The following is a 15,900-nucleotide window of genomic DNA, read 5'->3' as shown; positions in this document are numbered from 1 at the left end:
CGTTGTTCATATGCCTGAGCCTGCTGTGCCTGTTGGCGGTGTGGCTGTCGCTGGCCCTGGGGCCGGTCAGCCTGCCGTTGTTCGACACCCTGCGCGCCGGCCTGCGCCTGCTGGGGCTGCCGATTGCGGCTGACGGCCTGCAGCAGGCCGAGATGATCCTGGGCCAGATCCGTCTGCCGCGGACTTTGCTGGGGCTGGCGGTGGGGGCGGTGCTGGCGCTGTCCGGCGTGGCCATGCAGGGGCTGTTCCGCAACCCGCTGGCCGATCCAGGGCTTGTGGGGGTTGCCGCTGGGGCGGCGATGGGTGCCGCGGTCGCCATTGTCGGTGGTGCCTGGTTTGGCGGCATGCCGGAGGCTTTCGCGCCGTATCTGCTGTCGTTCTGCGCTTTTGTCGGGGGGCTTGGCGTAACCGCGTTGGTCTACCGTCTGGGCCGGCGCGATGGCCAGACCAACGTCGCAACCATGCTGCTGGCTGGCGTGGCCATGACTGCGCTGGGTGGCGCGGCCGTGGGGCTGTTCTCTTACCTGGCCGACGACGCCACCCTGCGCACGCTGACGTTCTGGAACCTTGGCAGCCTGAACGGTGCCAGCTACGAACGGCTGTGGCCGTTGCTGCTGGTGGCGGCGGGGGTAGCGGTATGGCTGCCACGCCGGGCCAAGGCGCTGAATGCCCTGTTACTGGGTGAGTCGGAGGCGCGCCACCTGGGCGTTGACGTTGAGCGGCTCAAGCGCGAGCTGGTGTTCTGCACGGCGCTGGGCGTGGGTGCGGCAGTGGCTGCCGCGGGGCTGATCGGTTTTATCGGCCTGGTGGTGCCGCACCTGGTGCGCCTGCTGGCCGGGCCTGATCACCGCGTGGTGCTACCGGCTTCGTTGCTGGCGGGGGGCGTGCTGATGCTGTTCGCCGACCTGGCGGCGCGGCTGCTGCTGGCACCTGCCGAGTTGCCGATTGGTATTGTCACGGCCTTCATCGGTGCGCCGTTCTTTCTGGTCCTGCTGATACGAGGGCGCAGCTGATGTTGCAAGTCGAAGGCCTGCACCTGCGGCGCGGAAGCAATGAGGTGCTCCACGGTATCAATCTGCAGCTGAGCCCGGGGCAGGTGGTGGGCGTGCTTGGCCCCAACGGTGCCGGCAAGAGCAGCCTGCTGGGTGTGCTGAGTGGCGAGCTAGTGCCCGACCGGGGGCGGGTGACGTTGCAGGGCCGGCCCCTCACCGATTGGCCTGGGCAGGAGCGGGCCAGGCGCCTGGCCGTATTGCCACAGGTGTCCAGCCTGGGTTTCTCGTTCCGCGTCGTGGAAGTGGTGGGCATGGGGCGCATGCCCCATGGCACCGGGCAGCGGCGCGATGCGGAAATTGTCGAAGCGGCGTTGCAGGCGGCGGATGCCTGGCACCTGGTGGAGCGTAGTTACCTGGCGTTGTCCGGTGGCGAACGCCAGCGGGTGCACCTGGCCCGCGTGATGGCGCAGCTGTGGCCAGGTGAGGAGGGGACTACGCTGCTGCTCGACGAACCGACCTCGATGCTCGACCCACTGCACCAGCACACCACCCTGGAGTCCGTGCGCCGCTTTGCCGACCGCGGCGCAGCTGTGCTGGTAATCCTGCATGACCTGAACCTGGCGGCGCGCTACTGTGACCGTATCCTGTTGCTGGAGCAGGGGCGCAGTCATGCGTTTGCATCGCCCGAAGAGGTGCTGACGCCAGCGGCGTTGAGAGCGGTTTACGGAATCGATGTGCTGGTGCAGGCGCACCCAGAGCGTGGGCATCCGCTGATCATCACCCGTTAGGAGGCATTGCCGATGCGTCATCCGCTGCTGTCCGGCTTCTCGCTTTGCCTGATGTTGGCACTGGGTGGCTGCCAGGCCAGCCTGCCGCCGTTGCCCCCTTGGCAGAGCAGTGAGGGGCTTACGCATGCCGAGTTGGGGCACATCATCGACCTTGCCAGCGGCCAGGCGATCAGCCCAGAGCAACTGGTGCAGCGCCTGGCGGGCGCCCCCCGTGTGCTGGTGGGTGAAAAACACGACAACCCGGACCACCACGCGCTGCAACTTTGGCTGCTGCGCGCGTTGCAGGGGCAGCGCGTGCAAGGCAGCCTCTTGCTGGAAATGCTGCAGCCCGAACAGCAACCGCTGGTCGACAAGGTTCAGGGGCAGCCCGTGCCGGCAGACTTGCCCAAAGCGCTGGCCTGGCAGGACGGTTGGGATTGGCAACTGTACGGGCCGATAGTGCGTGAGGCCTTGCAGCAGAGAGTGCCACTGCTGGCGGCCAACCTGTCGCCTGGCGAGATGCGCCAAGCCTATCGACAACCCGCCTCGCTGACCGGCGAAAGGTCCAATGTGCCAGCGGTGAAGGCTGCCTTGCTGGAGCAGGTACGCGCCGGGCATTGCGGGATGCTGCCGGAAAACCAGTTGCCAGCGATGCTGGCCGTGCAGCAGCAGCGCGACCGGCGCATGGCCGAGCGTTTGCTGTCGGCGCCGCAGCCGGCGCTGCTGTTTGCCGGGGCGTATCACGTGCGCAAGGACTTGGGCATACCCTTGCACCTGGCTGATCTGGGGGCGTCGGGGGAGAGCAAGGTATTGCTGCTGGCCGAGGTGGGCGCGCAGGTTGAGCCAGGCGAGGCTGATTACGTGTGGTACACGGCGGCGACGCCGGAGCAGGATTACTGCGCGCAGTTTCGCCAGTAGTGTGCACGGTGGTAAAGCCAAGCCAGGCGGCACAAAACCACAGGCAAAAAAAGACCCGGCAAAAAGCCGGGTCAATAACCGTGATTAGCCTGATGAGGAGATAATCTGAGAGTCCGAACCAGGGGCTCTTAGGTTATCCAACCAGTCTCGCGACCAGTTGTGATAATCATAACGATTCTCATTTCGTAGTCAATCCCCTTTCCACGATTATTTTGGATTTTTTTGCGTAGGGTTTTTCGCGTCCAGTTGTTGATTGAGCGCTTCTTTGCGCTCGAGCGGCAAATCGTTCCAGTGCATGTCCAGCAGGGCGCCTTCAATGGCGTACAACAGCACCTTGGAAGCGCGGAACCCTCGTGTTTTTACGGCCTGGTATGCACCCACCGCACCCAGGCGACGCAGGTCCGATGCACTGTGGATGCCGGCGGCATGCAGCCACTGCGCAGAGGTCTTGCCAAGGTTCTTCAGGTGCTGCAATTCATCGTTCATCGAGCCTCCTTGCGATGGCTGAACGTGGATTGGAGGATAAATCGCGAGCAGGTCAGAGAGGAGTGTAGCGGGGGTTAAGAAATGCGCGGCCTTTTGCCATCGGGGCGATGAGCTGCCTTTGGGAAGTAGCCTGTTCTGGCCCCATCGCCGGCAAGGCAGCCCCCACAGGAACACCGCTGGCCTTGAGGGCGATGGTATACCTGTGGGAGCTGGCTTGCCGGCGATAGGGCCAGTACAGGAAAGCGGCGAACTTACAGGCCAGGCAAACGCTGGCGAATCTGCTCGATCACCTGGTCCATGCTGCCAGCATCCTGGGTATCGACCCGGGTGCTCTGCACCAGCTCCTGCGCATCCAGGGCTTCACGGCTGGCCTGCTGTGCCTTTACCACGTCCAGGGTGGCATCAGAAGGGTCGGTGTTTTCGGCCAGACGCTGCTCCAGCCAGCTGGCGATGACTGCCTCGGGTGCGTGGCAGTCGAGGATCAGGAACGGTACACCGGTCTGGCTGGCAACGTCTGCCGCAGCTTGCCGCTGTTCATGCTTGAGGTAGGTGGCATCCAGCACCACCGGGAAGCCGGCGCGCAAAACGGTTGCTGCAACTTCGTGCAGACGTTGGTATGTGGCAGCACTGGCATCCTGGTCATAAATGCCGGAGGTGAGCTGACCGGCGTTCTCTTGCGGCTGTTCGCCGAACAGGCGCTTGCGCTCGATATCGGAGCGCACACGAATGGCCCCCAAGGCCTCGACCAGCCGCATTGCCACGTGGCTCTTGCCCACTGCCGAGACACCATGGGTAACGGCCAGCAGCCGCGAAGGGATGGCGCTGTAGCTTTCGGCCAGGTTGGCGTAGTTGCGGTAGGTGCGCAGGGTGGTGGCCCGCTGCACGCCGTCGGCATTGGCCGGCATGCTGAACAGCGCGACTTTGGCCCGTACCAGGGCGCGATAGGCTTTGTAGAAGTTGAGCACTTCCAGGCCTTCATAATCGCCGGTCAGCTCCAGATATTGGCTGATGAAGCGTCGTGCCAGGCACTTGAGGCCGCGATCTTCCAGGTCCATGGCGAGGAAGCCGGTGTCCGCCCAGACATCGGTCATGCGGAACGGTTCGTTGAACTCGATGCAGTCGAAGATCACCACCTGGCCGTCGATCAGGGTGGCGTTGCCCAGATGGATGTCGCCGTGACACTCGCGGGTGAAGCCATTGGCCTTGCGCGAGGCGAACAGGCCTTGCAGCCGCTCGAAACTGCTGCGGGCCCAAGCCTGCAGGTTGTCCAGTTGCAGCAGGTCGGCCTTGTCGCTGAGGAAGGGGCGGATCTGCTCGAAGTTCTGCTCGACCGGCGCCATGACGCTTTCAGGCGAGCCGTAGGGCTGCTCGGCGGATACCTTGGGCGTTTGCAAGTGGAACTCGGCGATTTGCCGGGCCATCTGGTCGATGTGCGCGGCATTCAGTTCGCCATTGGCCTGCAGGGTGCTGAGCATCTGCCCCTGCGGGAACTGTCGCATCTTCAGTGCGTATTCGATGGCTTCGCCGTCGCCACCGATCTGCGGTGCGTCGACGCTACCGGTCAGCGGCAGCACCTCCAGGTACAGGCCGTCGGTCAGGCGCTGGTTCAGGCGCAACTCTTCGTTACAGAAATGTTGGCGCTGGCCTAGGTCGGTGAAGTCGAGGAAGCCGAAGTTCATCGGTTTCTTGATCTTGTAGGCGTACTCGCCGGTGAGCAGCACCCAGGAGATATGCGTCTCGATGAGCTGGAACCCATCCACGGGGTGAGGGTACAGGGCTGGGTTCTGCAACGCAGTGATAAGTGCTTGGCTCACGGGAAATCCTTCCGGGGGCAGGGAATTCGAATGCGCCATTATGGTCAATGGTGCCGTCCCTGCCTACCGCTGGGCCGTCTGCCCAGCCTTTATAAAGTGCGTATAATCCGCCGCCATGACCCGAACCCGAAATCCCCGTACCCCTCAGAAACGCCCGACCGGCCGCTCTCGCGCCTGGCTGGGCTGGGCTTTGAAGCTCAGCCTGGTAGGCCTGGTGATCGTTGCCGGCTTCGCGGTTTACCTCGATGCCGTTGTCCAGGAGAAGTTCTCCGGCAAGCGCTGGACCATCCCGGCCAAGGTGTATGCCCGGCCGCTGGAGCTGTTCACTGGTCAGAAACTGAGCAAGAACGACTTCCTTACCGAACTCGATGCGCTCGGCTACCGGCGCGAAAGTGCGGCCAACGGCCCGGGTGCGGCGGCCGTCAACGGCAATACCGTCGACCTCAATACCCGTGGTTTCCAGTTCTACGAGGGCATGGAGCCAGCACAGTTCGTACGCGTGCGTTTCTCAGGCGATTACGTGGCGGGCCTGTCGGCTGCCAACGGCAAGGCGCTCGACGTGGTGCGGCTTGAACCCCTGATGATCGGCGGTATCTACCCGAAAAACCTCGAAGACCGCATCCTGATCAAGATCGACCAGGTACCCAAGTACTTGCTCGAAACCCTCGTGGCGACTGAAGACCGCGACTTCTATAGCCACTATGGCGTGTCGCCCAAGTCCATCGCCCGGGCCATGTGGGTCAACACCTCGTCCGGCTCGATGCGCCAGGGCGGCAGTACCCTGACCCAGCAGCTGGTGAAGAACTTCTACCTCAGCAGCGAACGCAGCCTCAGCCGCAAGCTGACCGAGGCGATGATGGCCATGCTGCTTGAGTTGCACTACGACAAGCGCGAGATTCTCGAGGCCTACCTCAACGAAGTGTTCGTCGGTCAGGATGGCCAGCGTGCCGTTCACGGCTTCGGCCTGGCCAGCCAGTTCTTCTTCAGCCAGCCGCTTTCGGAGCTGAAGCTGCATCAGATCGCCTTGCTGGTGGGCATGGTCAAGGGGCCGTCCTACTACAACCCGCGGCGATACCCTGACCGCGCTCTGGCCCGCCGCAACCTGGTGCTCGACCTGGTGGCCGAGCAGGGCGTGGCCAGCCAGGCGGAAGTCGATGCTGCGAAGAAGATGCCGTTGGGCGTGACCAAGCGCGGCAGCCTGGCCGACAGCTCGTTCCCGGCCTTCCTCGACCTGGTCAAGCGTCAGCTGCGCCAGGACTACCGCGACGAAGACTTGACCGAAGAAGGCCTGCGTATTTTCACCAGCTTCGACCCGATTCTGCAGATGAAGGCCGAAACCTCGATGAGCGAGACCTTCAAGCGCCTTTCGGGGCGCAAAGGTGCTGACGAGGTGGAATCGGCCATGGTCGTGACCAACCCGGAAACCGGTGAGGTACAGGCGCTGATCGGTAGCCGCCAGGCAGGCTTCGCCGGTTTCAACCGGGCCATCGATGCGGTGCGGCCGATCGGCTCGCTGGTCAAGCCGTCGGTGTACCTGACTGCGCTGGAGCAGCCGAGCAAGTACACGCTGACCAGCTGGGTGCAGGACGAGCCATTTTCGGTCAAGGGTGCCGATGGCCAGGTATGGCGCCCACAAAACTACGACCGTCGACCGCATGGCACCATCTACCTGTACCAGGGGCTCGCCAACTCGTACAACCTGTCGACCGCCAAGCTCGGCCTGGAAGTGGGCGTGCCCAATGTGATCAAGACCATTGGCCGTCTGGGGGTAAATGTCGACTGGCCAGCCTTCCCGGCCATGTTGCTGGGGGCCGGTGGCATGTCGCCGATGCAGGTTGCGACCATGTACCAGACCATCGCCAACGGCGGTTTCAATACCCCGATGCGCGGTATCCGCAGTGTGCTGACTGCCGAGGGCGAGCCGCTCAAGCGCTACCCGTTCCAGATCCAGCAAACCTTCGACCCGGGGGCCATCTACCTGGTGCAAAACGCCATGCAGCGGGTCATGCGCGAAGGTACCGGGCGCTCGGTGTACAACACCTTGCCGCGCTCGCTGACCCTGGCGGGCAAGACCGGTACCAGTAACGACTCGCGCGACAGCTGGTTCTCCGGCTTCAGCCAGGACCTGCTGGCCGTGGTGTGGATGGGCCGTGACGATAACGGCAAAACCCCCTTTACCGGTGCCACCGGTGCCCTGCAGGTATGGACCAGCTTCATGAAGAAGGCCGACCCGCTACCGCTGGACATGCCGCAGCCGGACAACGTGGTGCAGGCCTGGATCGACCCGTACACTGGCCATGGGTCTGATGGCAGCTGTCCGGGAGCGGTGCAGATGCCGTATATTCGCGGGAGTGAACCGCCCGCCGGCGCGACCTGTGGCGGCGAGCAGAATCCTGCAGAATCAGTCATGGACTGGGTCAAAGGCTGGATGAATTAAGCACAGGCTGCATTGATGAGGTGTGACGTGAACAAGTGGCTGTTTCCTGCCGTGACGGCGTTGGCTGTGCTCCAGGGGTGCTCCAGCGTCCCGCGCGGCAATATACCGGTGGTCGATTCGAGCACCCGCGTGTCCAACAGCGAGCGCGTGACGGCCAACCGCTCGGCGGGTGGCTATAACACGGGCACCGCGCAAGCGCAGACGCTGCCCGAAGACTCCGGCGTAACCGTGATGATTCCGCAGGGCGCTGGCGCTTCAGGCATCCAGACGTTCCCGGCTGCCAATGGCGCGGCACCGATCAGCACCTCGCCAATCACGCCGGGCCCGATTACCCCTGGCCCGGTCACTTCGGCGCCGATGACCACCAACCCCAACCCGATCGCCGACGAGCCGTTCGACATCGCGGCAATGAACAGCACCCCGGCAAGCTCCAGCGCGCCAACCGGCATTCCGCTCAGCACCGCTGCCGGTGGTCTGTCGGCTGACGAGCAACTGGACGGCCCGGTGCTGGCACTGCTTACCACCGCGCAAACCCAGCAGGGCAGTGGTGACTTCAACGGCGCTGCTTCGAGCCTGGAGCGTGCACAGCGCATTGCCCCGCGCGAGCCGCAAGTGCTGTACCGCCTGGCCCAGGTGCGCCTGTCGCAGGGTGATGCGGCGCAGGCCGAGCAGCTGGCGCGCCGCGCCCTGACTTACGCCAACGGCCGCCCAAGCCTGCAGGCCGAGCTGTGGAACACCATCGCCCAGGCCCGTGAAAAGCAAGGTGACAGCGCTGGCGCGGCACTGGCCCGGCAGAAGGCGCGGGTCAATTCGTGATGATCGAGCAACGTATTCTGGACATTGCCGACCACCTGTTGCTGATCGAGCGTGAACTGGTGGTGCAAGGGTGGTGGGATGACGAGCCACCCAGCGACGAGGCTCTGGCCAGTACCGTCCCGTTCGCGGTCGATACCCTCAGTTTCGAGCAGTGGCTGCAATGGATCTTCCTGCCGCGGATGAAGATCATCATCGAGCTCGGTCAGCCGTTGCCCAACGCCTCCAGCATCCTGGTCATGGCCGAGACCGTGTTTACCGACCGGCCGGAGCAAAGTCGTGAGCTGCGCCGCCTGTTGGCAGCATTTGACCAATTGATCGCTCCTTCCGCCTGATTTCTTCAGTTTTTCCTTCAAGGGCCGCAGATTGTGGCCCTTTTTTATGAAAATCTTATTTATTCTGCTGCTGAAGCGATTTTTAGTGGTGGCAGGAATTCATCTTGGGGAAAAATTGGCAATAATTTTTCTTGACATGTTGGCGCCGAATCACAAGAATCCAACTTCCGCTGTAGAGGGACTGCCAGAAGCAGACCCGCTAAGCAGATCATGAGGTGCACACCCGCGCCGACCTGTTACACCCCGCAACGCGTTACCTCGCGCTGGGTGGGAAAGCCCCGCAACACTCTGGGGTGCTCCCAATACTTGCTCAGTCAGTGCTGACGTTTTCGCTCATGCTCTGCTTGGCAGTAAACCTATTAAGACCCGTCCACTAGGGACGGTATTCTGGCGTTTTAGAGGTGAACAACGTGGAGCTTTTATCTGGCGCTGAGATGGTCGTCCGCTTTTTGCGTGACGAAGGCGTTAAGCACATCTACGGGTACCCTGGTGGTGCTCTCCTGCATGTTTACGACGCACTGTTCAAAGAACCGGAAGTGGAACACATCCTGGTTCGTCACGAGCAGGCGGCAACCCATATGGCGGACGGCTACGCCCGCGCCACCGGCAAGGCCGGTGTGGTGCTGGTAACCTCCGGCCCGGGCGCGACCAATGCCATCACCGGCATTGCCACCGCCTATATGGATTCGATTCCGATGGTCATCCTGTCCGGCCAGGTGCCTAGCACCATGGTAGGTACCGATGCCTTCCAGGAAACCGACATGATTGGTATCTCGCGGCCGATCGTGAAGCACAGCTTCATGATCAAGAACCCGACCGAGATCCCGGAAGTCCTGAAAAAAGCGTTCTACCTGGCGCAATCCGGTCGCCCAGGTCCGGTCGTGGTCGACATTCCAAAAGATATGACCAACCCGGCCGAAAAGTTCGAATACGTCTACCCGAAAAAGGTCAAGCTGCGCTCCTACAGCCCGGCGGTCCGTGGCCATTCCGGCCAGATCCGCAAGGCCGCCGAGATGCTCCTGGCTGCCAAGCGCCCGATCGTCTACTCCGGTGGTGGCGTGATTCTCGGCGGTGGCTCCGAAGCCCTGACCGAAATCGCCAAGTCGCTGAACTTGCCGGTTACCAATACCCTGATGGGCCTGGGTGGCTTCCCGGGTACCGACCGCCAGTTCCTCGGCATGCTCGGCATGCACGGCAGCTACACCGCCAACATGGCCATGCACAACGCCGACGTGATCCTCGCTGTGGGCGCACGCTTCGACGACCGTGTGGTCAACGGCCCGGCCAAGTTCTGCCCGAACGCCAAGATCATCCACATCGACATCGACCCGGCGTCGATCTCCAAGATGATCAAGGCCGACGTGCCAATTGTCGGCCCGGTCGACAGCGTGCTCAGCGAAATGCTCGGTATCCTCAAGGAAATCGGCGAGCAGCCTGACAAGGCGTCGCTGGATGCCTGGTGGAAGCAGATCGACGAATGGCGTGGCGATGGCGAGATGTTCCCTTACGACAAGGGCGACGGCACTGTCATCAAGCCGCAGAAAGTCATCGAAACCCTGTGCGAAGTGACCCATGGCGATGCCTTCGTCACCTCCGACGTAGGCCAGCACCAGATGTTTGCGGCGCAGTACTACCGCTTCAACAAGCCGAACCGCTGGATCAACTCCGGTGGCCTGGGCACCATGGGCTTCGGCTTCCCGGCGGCGATGGGCGTCAAGCTCAACTTCCCGGATCAGGACGTTGCCTGCGTGACTGGCGAAGGCAGCATCCAGATGAACATCCAGGAGCTGTCCACCTGCATGCAGTACGGCCTGCCGGTGAAAATCGTCAACCTGAACAACGGTGTGCTGGGCATGGTTCGCCAGTGGCAGGACATGGCCTACAACGGTCGTCACTCGCACTCGTACGTCGAGTCGCTGCCTGACTTCATCAAGTTGGCCGAGGCCTATGGCCATGTGGGTATCCGCATCACCAGCCTGAAGGACCTCAAGCCGAAGCTGGAAGAAGCGTTTGCGATGAAGGACCGTCTGGTGTTCATCGACATCGCGGTTGACCGCAGCGAGCACGTCTATCCGATGCAGATCAAGGATGGCTCGATGCGTGACATGTGGCTGAGCAAGACGGAGCGTACCTGATATGCGGCACATCATTTCTCTGCTGCTGGAAAACGAACCAGGTGCGTTGTCCCGTGTGGTCGGCCTGTTCTCCCAGCGCAACTACAACATTGAAAGCCTGACCGTGGCGCCGACCGAAGACCCGACCCTGTCGCGTCTGACGCTGACCACCGTTGGCCATGACGAAGTGATCGAACAGATCACCAAGAACCTGAACAAGCTGGTCGAAGTGGTCAAGCTTGTCGACCTGTCGGAAAGTGCTCACATCGAGCGTGAACTGATGCTGGTCAAGGTCAAGGCCACCGGTGCCCAGCGCGCCGAGATCAAGCGCACCACGGATATCTTCCGTGGCCAGATCGTCGACGTGACCGCCAGCGTGTACACCGTGCAGCTGAGCGGCACCAGCGACAAACTGGACAGCTTCATCCAGGCGATCGGCACTGCATCGATTCTCGAAACCGTGCGCAGCGGCGTTACCGGCATTGCCCGTGGCGACAAAGTGCTCAGCATCTAAATTCAAAAATTAGCGATGGCTCCGCAGGGGCCGAGATATAACCAGGGGTATTTCATGAAAGTTTTCTACGATAAAGACTGCGACCTTTCCATCATCCAGGGCAAGAAAGTCGCCATCATCGGTTACGGCTCCCAGGGCCACGCTCAAGCGTGCAACCTGAAGGACTCCGGTGTAGACGTTACCGTCGGTCTGCGTAAAGGTTCGGCTACCGTTGCCAAGGCTGAAGCCCACGGCCTGAAAGTTGCCGACGTTGCTACCGCTGTCGCTGCGGCTGACCTGGTCATGATCCTGACCCCGGACGAGTTCCAGGGCGCTCTGTACAAGAACGAGATCGAGCCGAACATCAAGAAGGGCGCTACCCTGGCCTTCTCCCACGGCTTCTCGATCCACTACAACCAGGTTGTTCCGCGTGCCGACCTCGACGTGATCATGATCGCGCCGAAGGCCCCGGGCCACACCGTTCGCTCCGAGTTCGTCAAAGGCGGCGGCATCCCTGACCTGATCGCTATCTACCAGGATGCTTCGGGCAATGCCAAGAACGTTGCCCTGTCCTACGCTTCGGGCGTTGGTGGCGGCCGTACCGGCATCATCGAAACCACCTTCAAGGACGAAACCGAAACCGACCTGTTCGGTGAGCAGGCTGTTCTGTGCGGCGGTACCGTTGAACTGGTCAAGGCCGGTTTCGAAACCTTGGTCGAAGCTGGCTACGCGCCGGAAATGGCCTACTTCGAGTGCCTGCACGAACTGAAGCTGATCGTTGACCTCATGTACGAAGGCGGCATCGCCAACATGAACTACTCGATCTCCAACAACGCCGAATACGGTGAGTACGTTACCGGCCCGGAAGTCATCAACGAAGAATCCCGCAAGGCCATGCGCAACGCCCTGAAGCGCATCCAGGACGGCGAGTACGCGAAGATGTTCATCTCCGAAGGTGCTACCAACTACCCATCGATGACCGCCAAGCGCCGCAACAACGCCGCTCACGGTATCGAAATCATCGGCGAGCAACTGCGCTCGATGATGCCGTGGATCTCGGCTAACAAAATCGTCGACAAGACCAAGAACTAAGTCTTATCGAAAGATGAAAAACGCGGCTTCGGCCGCGTTTTTTCGTTCTGGCAGCCCGCTTCTGGTATAAAGCAGACCAGTGGCCTGCTGTCAGAACCTGTTTCGCGGGCCCGTGTCGAACATTTTCCATCCTGTTGCAAGGTACCCTTTATGAGCGAACGTCCCGAAGAGCCGAACAAGCCCTCCGACGCCGAAAGCCTGCTACCTATCGATGAGCACATTGAAGAAGGGCACGACGCCGAAGGCCGCAAGGTGCGCCACCGCGGCATCTACCTGCTGCCCAACCTGTTCACCACCGCCAACCTGTTTGCCGGCTTCTATTCCATCATCAGCTCGATGAGCGCACAGAGCGCCCTGAGTGCCGGTGACCCGCGCGAGGCGAGCAAGTACTTCGCCTTCGCCGCCATCGCCATCTTCGTGGCCATGGTGCTCGACGGCCTGGACGGCCGCGTTGCGCGCATGACCAATACCCAGAGCGCCTTCGGTGCCGAGTATGACTCGCTGTCGGACATGGTCGCCTTCGGTGTGGCCCCTGCGTTGCTGGCCTTTGGCTGGGCGCTGGGGGACATGGGCAAGGTCGGCTGGATGGTCGCCTTCATCTATGTGGCCGGTGCCGCGCTGCGCCTGGCACGCTTCAACACCCAGGTCGGTACCGCTGACAAGCGCTACTTCATCGGCCTGGCCAGCCCGGCTGCCGCAGGTGTGGTAGCGGGTACCGTGTGGGCGTTCAGCGATTACGGTATCCAGGGCTCCAAGCTGTCGTTCCTGGTGGCGCTGCTGGTGGCAGCTGCCGGCATGCTGATGGTCAGCAATATCAAGTACAACAGCTTCAAGGAGCTGGACCTCAAGGGGCGCGTACCATTCGTGGCCATCCTTGCCGTGGTGCTGGTGTTTGCCGTCGTGTTCAGCGACCCGCCGCGCATCCTGCTGCTGATCTTCCTCGCCTATGCAGCGTCGGGGCCGATCCAGTTTCTGTTGAAGGCGCGCCGGCGCAAAGCGTGAAAATTGCTTAACGCTGGAATAACCCTCCGGCTCCATAGTCTTACTGGTACATCTGTTATCCAGTGCTATGGAGCCGCCCATGCTCATCAAGCTTCCCAGGTCTTCCGAGTGCAAGGCGTCGGAGATCACGCCCGAAGGCATCTACCTTTCCCGTCGCACCCTGCTGGGTGGCTCATTGGCCGGCCTGACGCTGGGCGCATTGCCGGGCAGGGCGGGCGCTGCTGAAGTTTCCCGTTATGCCGATGTGCAGGCGGGTGCCGCACCTGCCTGGTTTACTGACAAGCTCGCTGCCACGCGCTGGCAGGCGGTGACGGTGAAGGGCGAGGCAATCACGCCGTTCAAAGATGCTACCCATTACAACAACTTCTATGAATTCGGGCCTGACAAGGGCGACCCGGCCGCCAATGGCGACAGCCTGAAGACCGAACCGTGGTCGATCGTGGTGGATGGTGAGGTGGGCAAGCCCGGGCGCTATGCGCTGGAGGACTTCGTCAAACCTTATCAGCTCGAAGAGCGGATCTATCGGCTGCGTTGTGTAGAGGCGTGGTCGATGGTCATCCCGTGGCTGGGGTTCCCGCTGGCGCAGGTACTCCAGCAGGTCGAGCCGACTTCCAGGGCGCGCTATGTGCGCTTCGAGACGTTGAAAGATCCACAGCAAATGCCTGGGCAGCGTTCAGGGTTCGCCTTGATCGACTGGCCTTATAGAGAAGGGTTGCGCCTGGACGAGGCGATGCATCCGCTGGCGATCCTGGCGGTCGGCATGTATGGCCGCGAACTGCCCAATCAGAATGGCGCGCCGTTGCGCCTGGTGGTGCCGTGGAAATATGGCTTCAAGAGCATCAAGTCGATCGTGCGCATCAGCCTGGTGGCTGAGCAGCCCGGCACGACCTGGGAAGGGCTGGCGCCGGATGAATATGGTTTCTATGCCAACGTGAACCCGGAGGTCGATCACCCGCGCTGGACCCAGGCGCGCGAACGCCGGTTGCCCAGCGGGTTATTCAGCCCCAATGTGCGAGAGACGCAGATGTTCAATGGTTACGCTGATGAAGTGGCGTCGCTGTATACAGGGCTTGATCTGCGGAAGAACTATTGATGCGTTACCCCTGGTTTCGCCTGGCGATCTTCATCGTGGGATGCGTGTTTCCGGCGTGGTGGCTATATGAGGCGGCGATGAACCTGCTGGGGCCTGACCCTGGGAAGATCATGATGGATCGCCTTGGGCTTGGGGCGCTTACCTTCCTGCTGGTGACCTTGAGCATGACCCCACTGCAGAAGCTGACGGGCTGGTCGGGCTGGATTGTGGTACGCCGGCAGCTGGGGTTATGGGTGTTTGCTTATATAGTGCTGCACATCCTCTGTTACCTGTTCTTTATTCTTGGGCTGGATTGGGGGCAGTTGGCGGTGGAGCTGCGCAAGCGGCCCTACATTATTGTCGGTGCGCTGGGGTTCCTGTGCTTGCTGGCGTTGGCGGTTACCTCGAATCGGTATAGCCAACGGCGGCTGGGGGCGCGGTGGAAGAAGCTGCACAGGTTGGTGTATCTGGTTCTTGGGCTGGGGCTGCTGCACTTTTTGTGGATTGTGCGCTCGGACCTGAGGGAGTGGGCTGTGTATGCGTTTATCGGTACTTTGCTGATGGTGCTGCGGATTCCTGCTGTTGGGCGGGGGCTTTCGAGGGTTGGCAGGAAGCAGGGTAGGGCGGTTTGAGAGTGAGGTGGGGCTGCCAGGGGCCAGTCTCGAGATAGTAGTGGCTGTGAAAGGTGCTTGCCTTTGATCTTGTGGCGCCTGTGAGATCGAGCGCCGCCCGCGCGGCGCATCGCGACGCAAGGCCGCTCCCACATTTGTTTCGGGCCAGTTACTCCTGCCTCCTCCGCACTCGCACCCTGGGTGTATGGCTGGAGATTGCAGTGAAGGGGCGGCGCAACCTTCGATATTGAAGGGAACAAACAAGGGGGCGCGCGCCAATGGCACAGGCTGGACTGGCCCGAAACAAATGTGGGAGCGGCCTTGCGTCGCGATGCGCCGCGCGGGCGGCGCTCGATCTCCCAGGCGCTGAATGTGTTGTGGCGGACACCTGGTGGCCTTCATAGGGTCTTTTCCCCTCATATTTCAATTTCTTGAAATTAAGTGTTGACGCCCTTCCGAATCCCCTTATAATGCGCCCCACTTCCAGCGACATCGGAACGACAAACTCTTTGAGATTCAATGAGTTAAGTAGTTAAGGTGATGCTGAAAGGGCTGCGATCGAAAGATCGCAAGCGGTTGAAATGGTGGTTGACAGCGCTTCTAAACGCTGTATGATTCACCTCCCGCTACGAGAGATCGCAGCGAGTTAAGTGTTTGAAGCTAAACGAGTTTCTCGGAAAAAACTTCAAAATAAACGCTTGACAGGCTCTGAGGAAAGCGTAGAATGCGCGCCTCGGTTGAGACGAAAAGCTCTTAACCAAACGCTCTTTAACAAATTGAATCAAGCAATTCGTGTGGGTGCTTGTGAGTACGGACTGGTAGTCAACAAGATTATCAGCATCACAAGTGACCATGCGAGAAATCACATAGTCATTTGAGATTGCTGAGCCAAGTTTAGGGTTTCTTAAAAACCCAAGCAGTATTGAACTGAAGAGTTTGATCATGGCTCAGATT

Annotated in this window: 14 protein-coding genes; 12 read left to right on the top strand and 2 right to left on the bottom strand. The window is 61.3% G+C overall.

Annotated elements, in window-relative coordinates; translation table 11 throughout:
* The first annotated feature begins 29 nt into the window (after positions 1 to 29).
* From ACN6NG_RS26020 to ACN6NG_RS26010, 3 genes are read left to right on the top strand one after another with little or no spacing between them, the layout of a single operon-like run.
* Entirely contained in the window at positions 30 to 1,013 is a 984-nt protein-coding gene (locus tag ACN6NG_RS26020) for a FecCD family ABC transporter permease (RefSeq protein WP_162471788.1), read from the top strand.
* The gene (locus ACN6NG_RS26015; RefSeq protein WP_474316905.1) at positions 1,013 to 1,780 is read left to right on the top strand and encodes a heme ABC transporter ATP-binding protein; all 768 of its coding nucleotides are present in this window, start codon (positions 1,013 to 1,015) and stop codon (positions 1,778 to 1,780) included. The genes ACN6NG_RS26020 and ACN6NG_RS26015 overlap by 1 nt, the downstream gene beginning before the upstream one ends.
* Positions 1,781 to 1,792: 12 nt before the next feature.
* Positions 1,793 to 2,677: a ChaN family lipoprotein gene (locus ACN6NG_RS26010; RefSeq protein ID WP_474316903.1), complete on the top strand. Its 885-nt coding sequence runs from the start codon at positions 1,793 to 1,795 to the stop codon at positions 2,675 to 2,677.
* A gap of 207 nt (positions 2,678 to 2,884) precedes the next feature.
* On the opposite strand, the gene ACN6NG_RS26005 is transcribed toward ACN6NG_RS26010, so the two are convergent.
* Both ACN6NG_RS26005 and ACN6NG_RS26000 read right to left on the bottom strand, forming a co-directional pair.
* Complete coding sequence (locus ACN6NG_RS26005; RefSeq protein ID WP_016489141.1) at positions 2,885 to 3,163, bottom strand: TfoX/Sxy family protein; 279 nt, start codon at positions 3,161 to 3,163, stop codon at positions 2,885 to 2,887.
* 251 nt (positions 3,164 to 3,414) lie between these two features.
* On the bottom strand, positions 3,415 to 4,977 hold the full coding sequence (locus ACN6NG_RS26000) for a bifunctional aminoglycoside phosphotransferase/ATP-binding protein (protein WP_063425606.1): 1,563 nt from the start codon (positions 4,975 to 4,977) through the stop codon (positions 3,415 to 3,417).
* Positions 4,978 to 5,092: 115 nt separating this feature from the next.
* Between ACN6NG_RS26000 and mrcB the strand changes: the two genes are divergently transcribed.
* The 9 genes from mrcB to msrQ all read left to right on the top strand — a co-directional run bounded on the left by mrcB (position 5,093) and on the right by msrQ (position 14,967).
* Positions 5,093 to 7,414, top strand: a complete 2,322-nt coding sequence (gene mrcB, locus ACN6NG_RS25995; protein WP_016501609.1) for a penicillin-binding protein 1B — start codon at positions 5,093 to 5,095, stop codon at positions 7,412 to 7,414.
* 15 nt (positions 7,415 to 7,429) lie between these two features.
* Entirely contained in the window at positions 7,430 to 8,230 is an 801-nt protein-coding gene (locus ACN6NG_RS25990; protein ID WP_474316899.1) for a tetratricopeptide repeat protein, read from the top strand.
* On the top strand, positions 8,230 to 8,562 hold the full coding sequence (locus ACN6NG_RS25985; protein ID WP_041167876.1) for a YqcC family protein: 333 nt from the start codon (positions 8,230 to 8,232) through the stop codon (positions 8,560 to 8,562). The genes ACN6NG_RS25990 and ACN6NG_RS25985 overlap by 1 nt, the downstream gene beginning before the upstream one ends.
* A 410-nt stretch (positions 8,563 to 8,972) precedes the next feature.
* On the top strand, positions 8,973 to 10,697 hold the full coding sequence (locus ACN6NG_RS25980; protein ID WP_041168126.1) for an acetolactate synthase 3 large subunit: 1,725 nt from the start codon (positions 8,973 to 8,975) through the stop codon (positions 10,695 to 10,697).
* A 1-nt stretch (position 10,698) separates the two neighbouring features.
* Complete coding sequence (ilvN, locus tag ACN6NG_RS25975; RefSeq protein ID WP_003250040.1) at positions 10,699 to 11,190, top strand: acetolactate synthase small subunit; 492 nt, start codon at positions 10,699 to 10,701, stop codon at positions 11,188 to 11,190.
* A 54-nt stretch (positions 11,191 to 11,244) separates the two neighbouring features.
* Positions 11,245 to 12,261 (top strand): ketol-acid reductoisomerase, encoded by a 1,017-nt coding sequence (ilvC, locus tag ACN6NG_RS25970; RefSeq protein WP_003250043.1) that lies wholly within the window; start codon positions 11,245 to 11,247, stop codon positions 12,259 to 12,261.
* 150 nt (positions 12,262 to 12,411) lie between these two features.
* A complete protein-coding gene (gene pssA / locus ACN6NG_RS25965; RefSeq protein ID WP_016501605.1) occupies positions 12,412 to 13,263 on the top strand; it encodes a CDP-diacylglycerol--serine O-phosphatidyltransferase in 852 nt (283 codons plus the stop codon).
* 79 nt (positions 13,264 to 13,342) lie between these two features.
* Positions 13,343 to 14,356: a protein-methionine-sulfoxide reductase catalytic subunit MsrP gene (msrP, locus tag ACN6NG_RS25960; protein WP_474316895.1), complete on the top strand. Its 1,014-nt coding sequence runs from the start codon at positions 13,343 to 13,345 to the stop codon at positions 14,354 to 14,356.
* The gene (msrQ, locus tag ACN6NG_RS25955; RefSeq protein ID WP_474316893.1) at positions 14,356 to 14,967 is read left to right on the top strand and encodes a protein-methionine-sulfoxide reductase heme-binding subunit MsrQ; all 612 of its coding nucleotides are present in this window, start codon (positions 14,356 to 14,358) and stop codon (positions 14,965 to 14,967) included. The genes msrP and msrQ overlap by 1 nt, the downstream gene beginning before the upstream one ends.
* The last annotated feature ends 933 nt before the right edge of the window (positions 14,968 to 15,900 follow it).

The sequence above is a fragment of the Pseudomonas sp. TSO6 genome (assembly GCF_056098905.1).
The sequence above is the reverse complement of the archived record's forward strand: the minus strand, read 5'-3'. Positions and strand labels throughout refer to the sequence as shown.

What these genes read in the sequence shown, in the direction of transcription:
- mrcB (WP_016501609.1), top strand. Translation starts at nt 5,093, where the DNA reads ATGACCCGAACCCGAAATCCCCGTACCCCTCAGAAACGCCCGACCGGC.
- ACN6NG_RS25990 (WP_474316899.1), top strand. Translation starts at nt 7,430, where the DNA reads ATGAGGTGTGACGTGAACAAGTGGCTGTTTCCTGCCGTGACGGCGTTG.
- ilvN (WP_003250040.1), top strand. Translation starts at nt 10,699, where the DNA reads ATGCGGCACATCATTTCTCTGCTGCTGGAAAACGAACCAGGTGCGTTG.
- pssA (WP_016501605.1), top strand. Translation starts at nt 12,412, where the DNA reads ATGAGCGAACGTCCCGAAGAGCCGAACAAGCCCTCCGACGCCGAAAGC.
- ACN6NG_RS25985 (WP_041167876.1), top strand. Translation starts at nt 8,230, where the DNA reads ATGATCGAGCAACGTATTCTGGACATTGCCGACCACCTGTTGCTGATC.
- ilvC (WP_003250043.1), top strand. Translation starts at nt 11,245, where the DNA reads ATGAAAGTTTTCTACGATAAAGACTGCGACCTTTCCATCATCCAGGGC.
- ACN6NG_RS26010 (WP_474316903.1), top strand. Translation starts at nt 1,793, where the DNA reads ATGCGTCATCCGCTGCTGTCCGGCTTCTCGCTTTGCCTGATGTTGGCA.
- msrQ (WP_474316893.1), top strand. Translation starts at nt 14,356, where the DNA reads ATGCGTTACCCCTGGTTTCGCCTGGCGATCTTCATCGTGGGATGCGTG.
- ACN6NG_RS26005 (WP_016489141.1), bottom strand. Translation starts at nt 3,163, where the DNA reads ATGAACGATGAATTGCAGCACCTGAAGAACCTTGGCAAGACCTCTGCG.
- ACN6NG_RS26015 (WP_474316905.1), top strand. Translation starts at nt 1,013, where the DNA reads ATGTTGCAAGTCGAAGGCCTGCACCTGCGGCGCGGAAGCAATGAGGTG.
- msrP (WP_474316895.1), top strand. Translation starts at nt 13,343, where the DNA reads ATGCTCATCAAGCTTCCCAGGTCTTCCGAGTGCAAGGCGTCGGAGATC.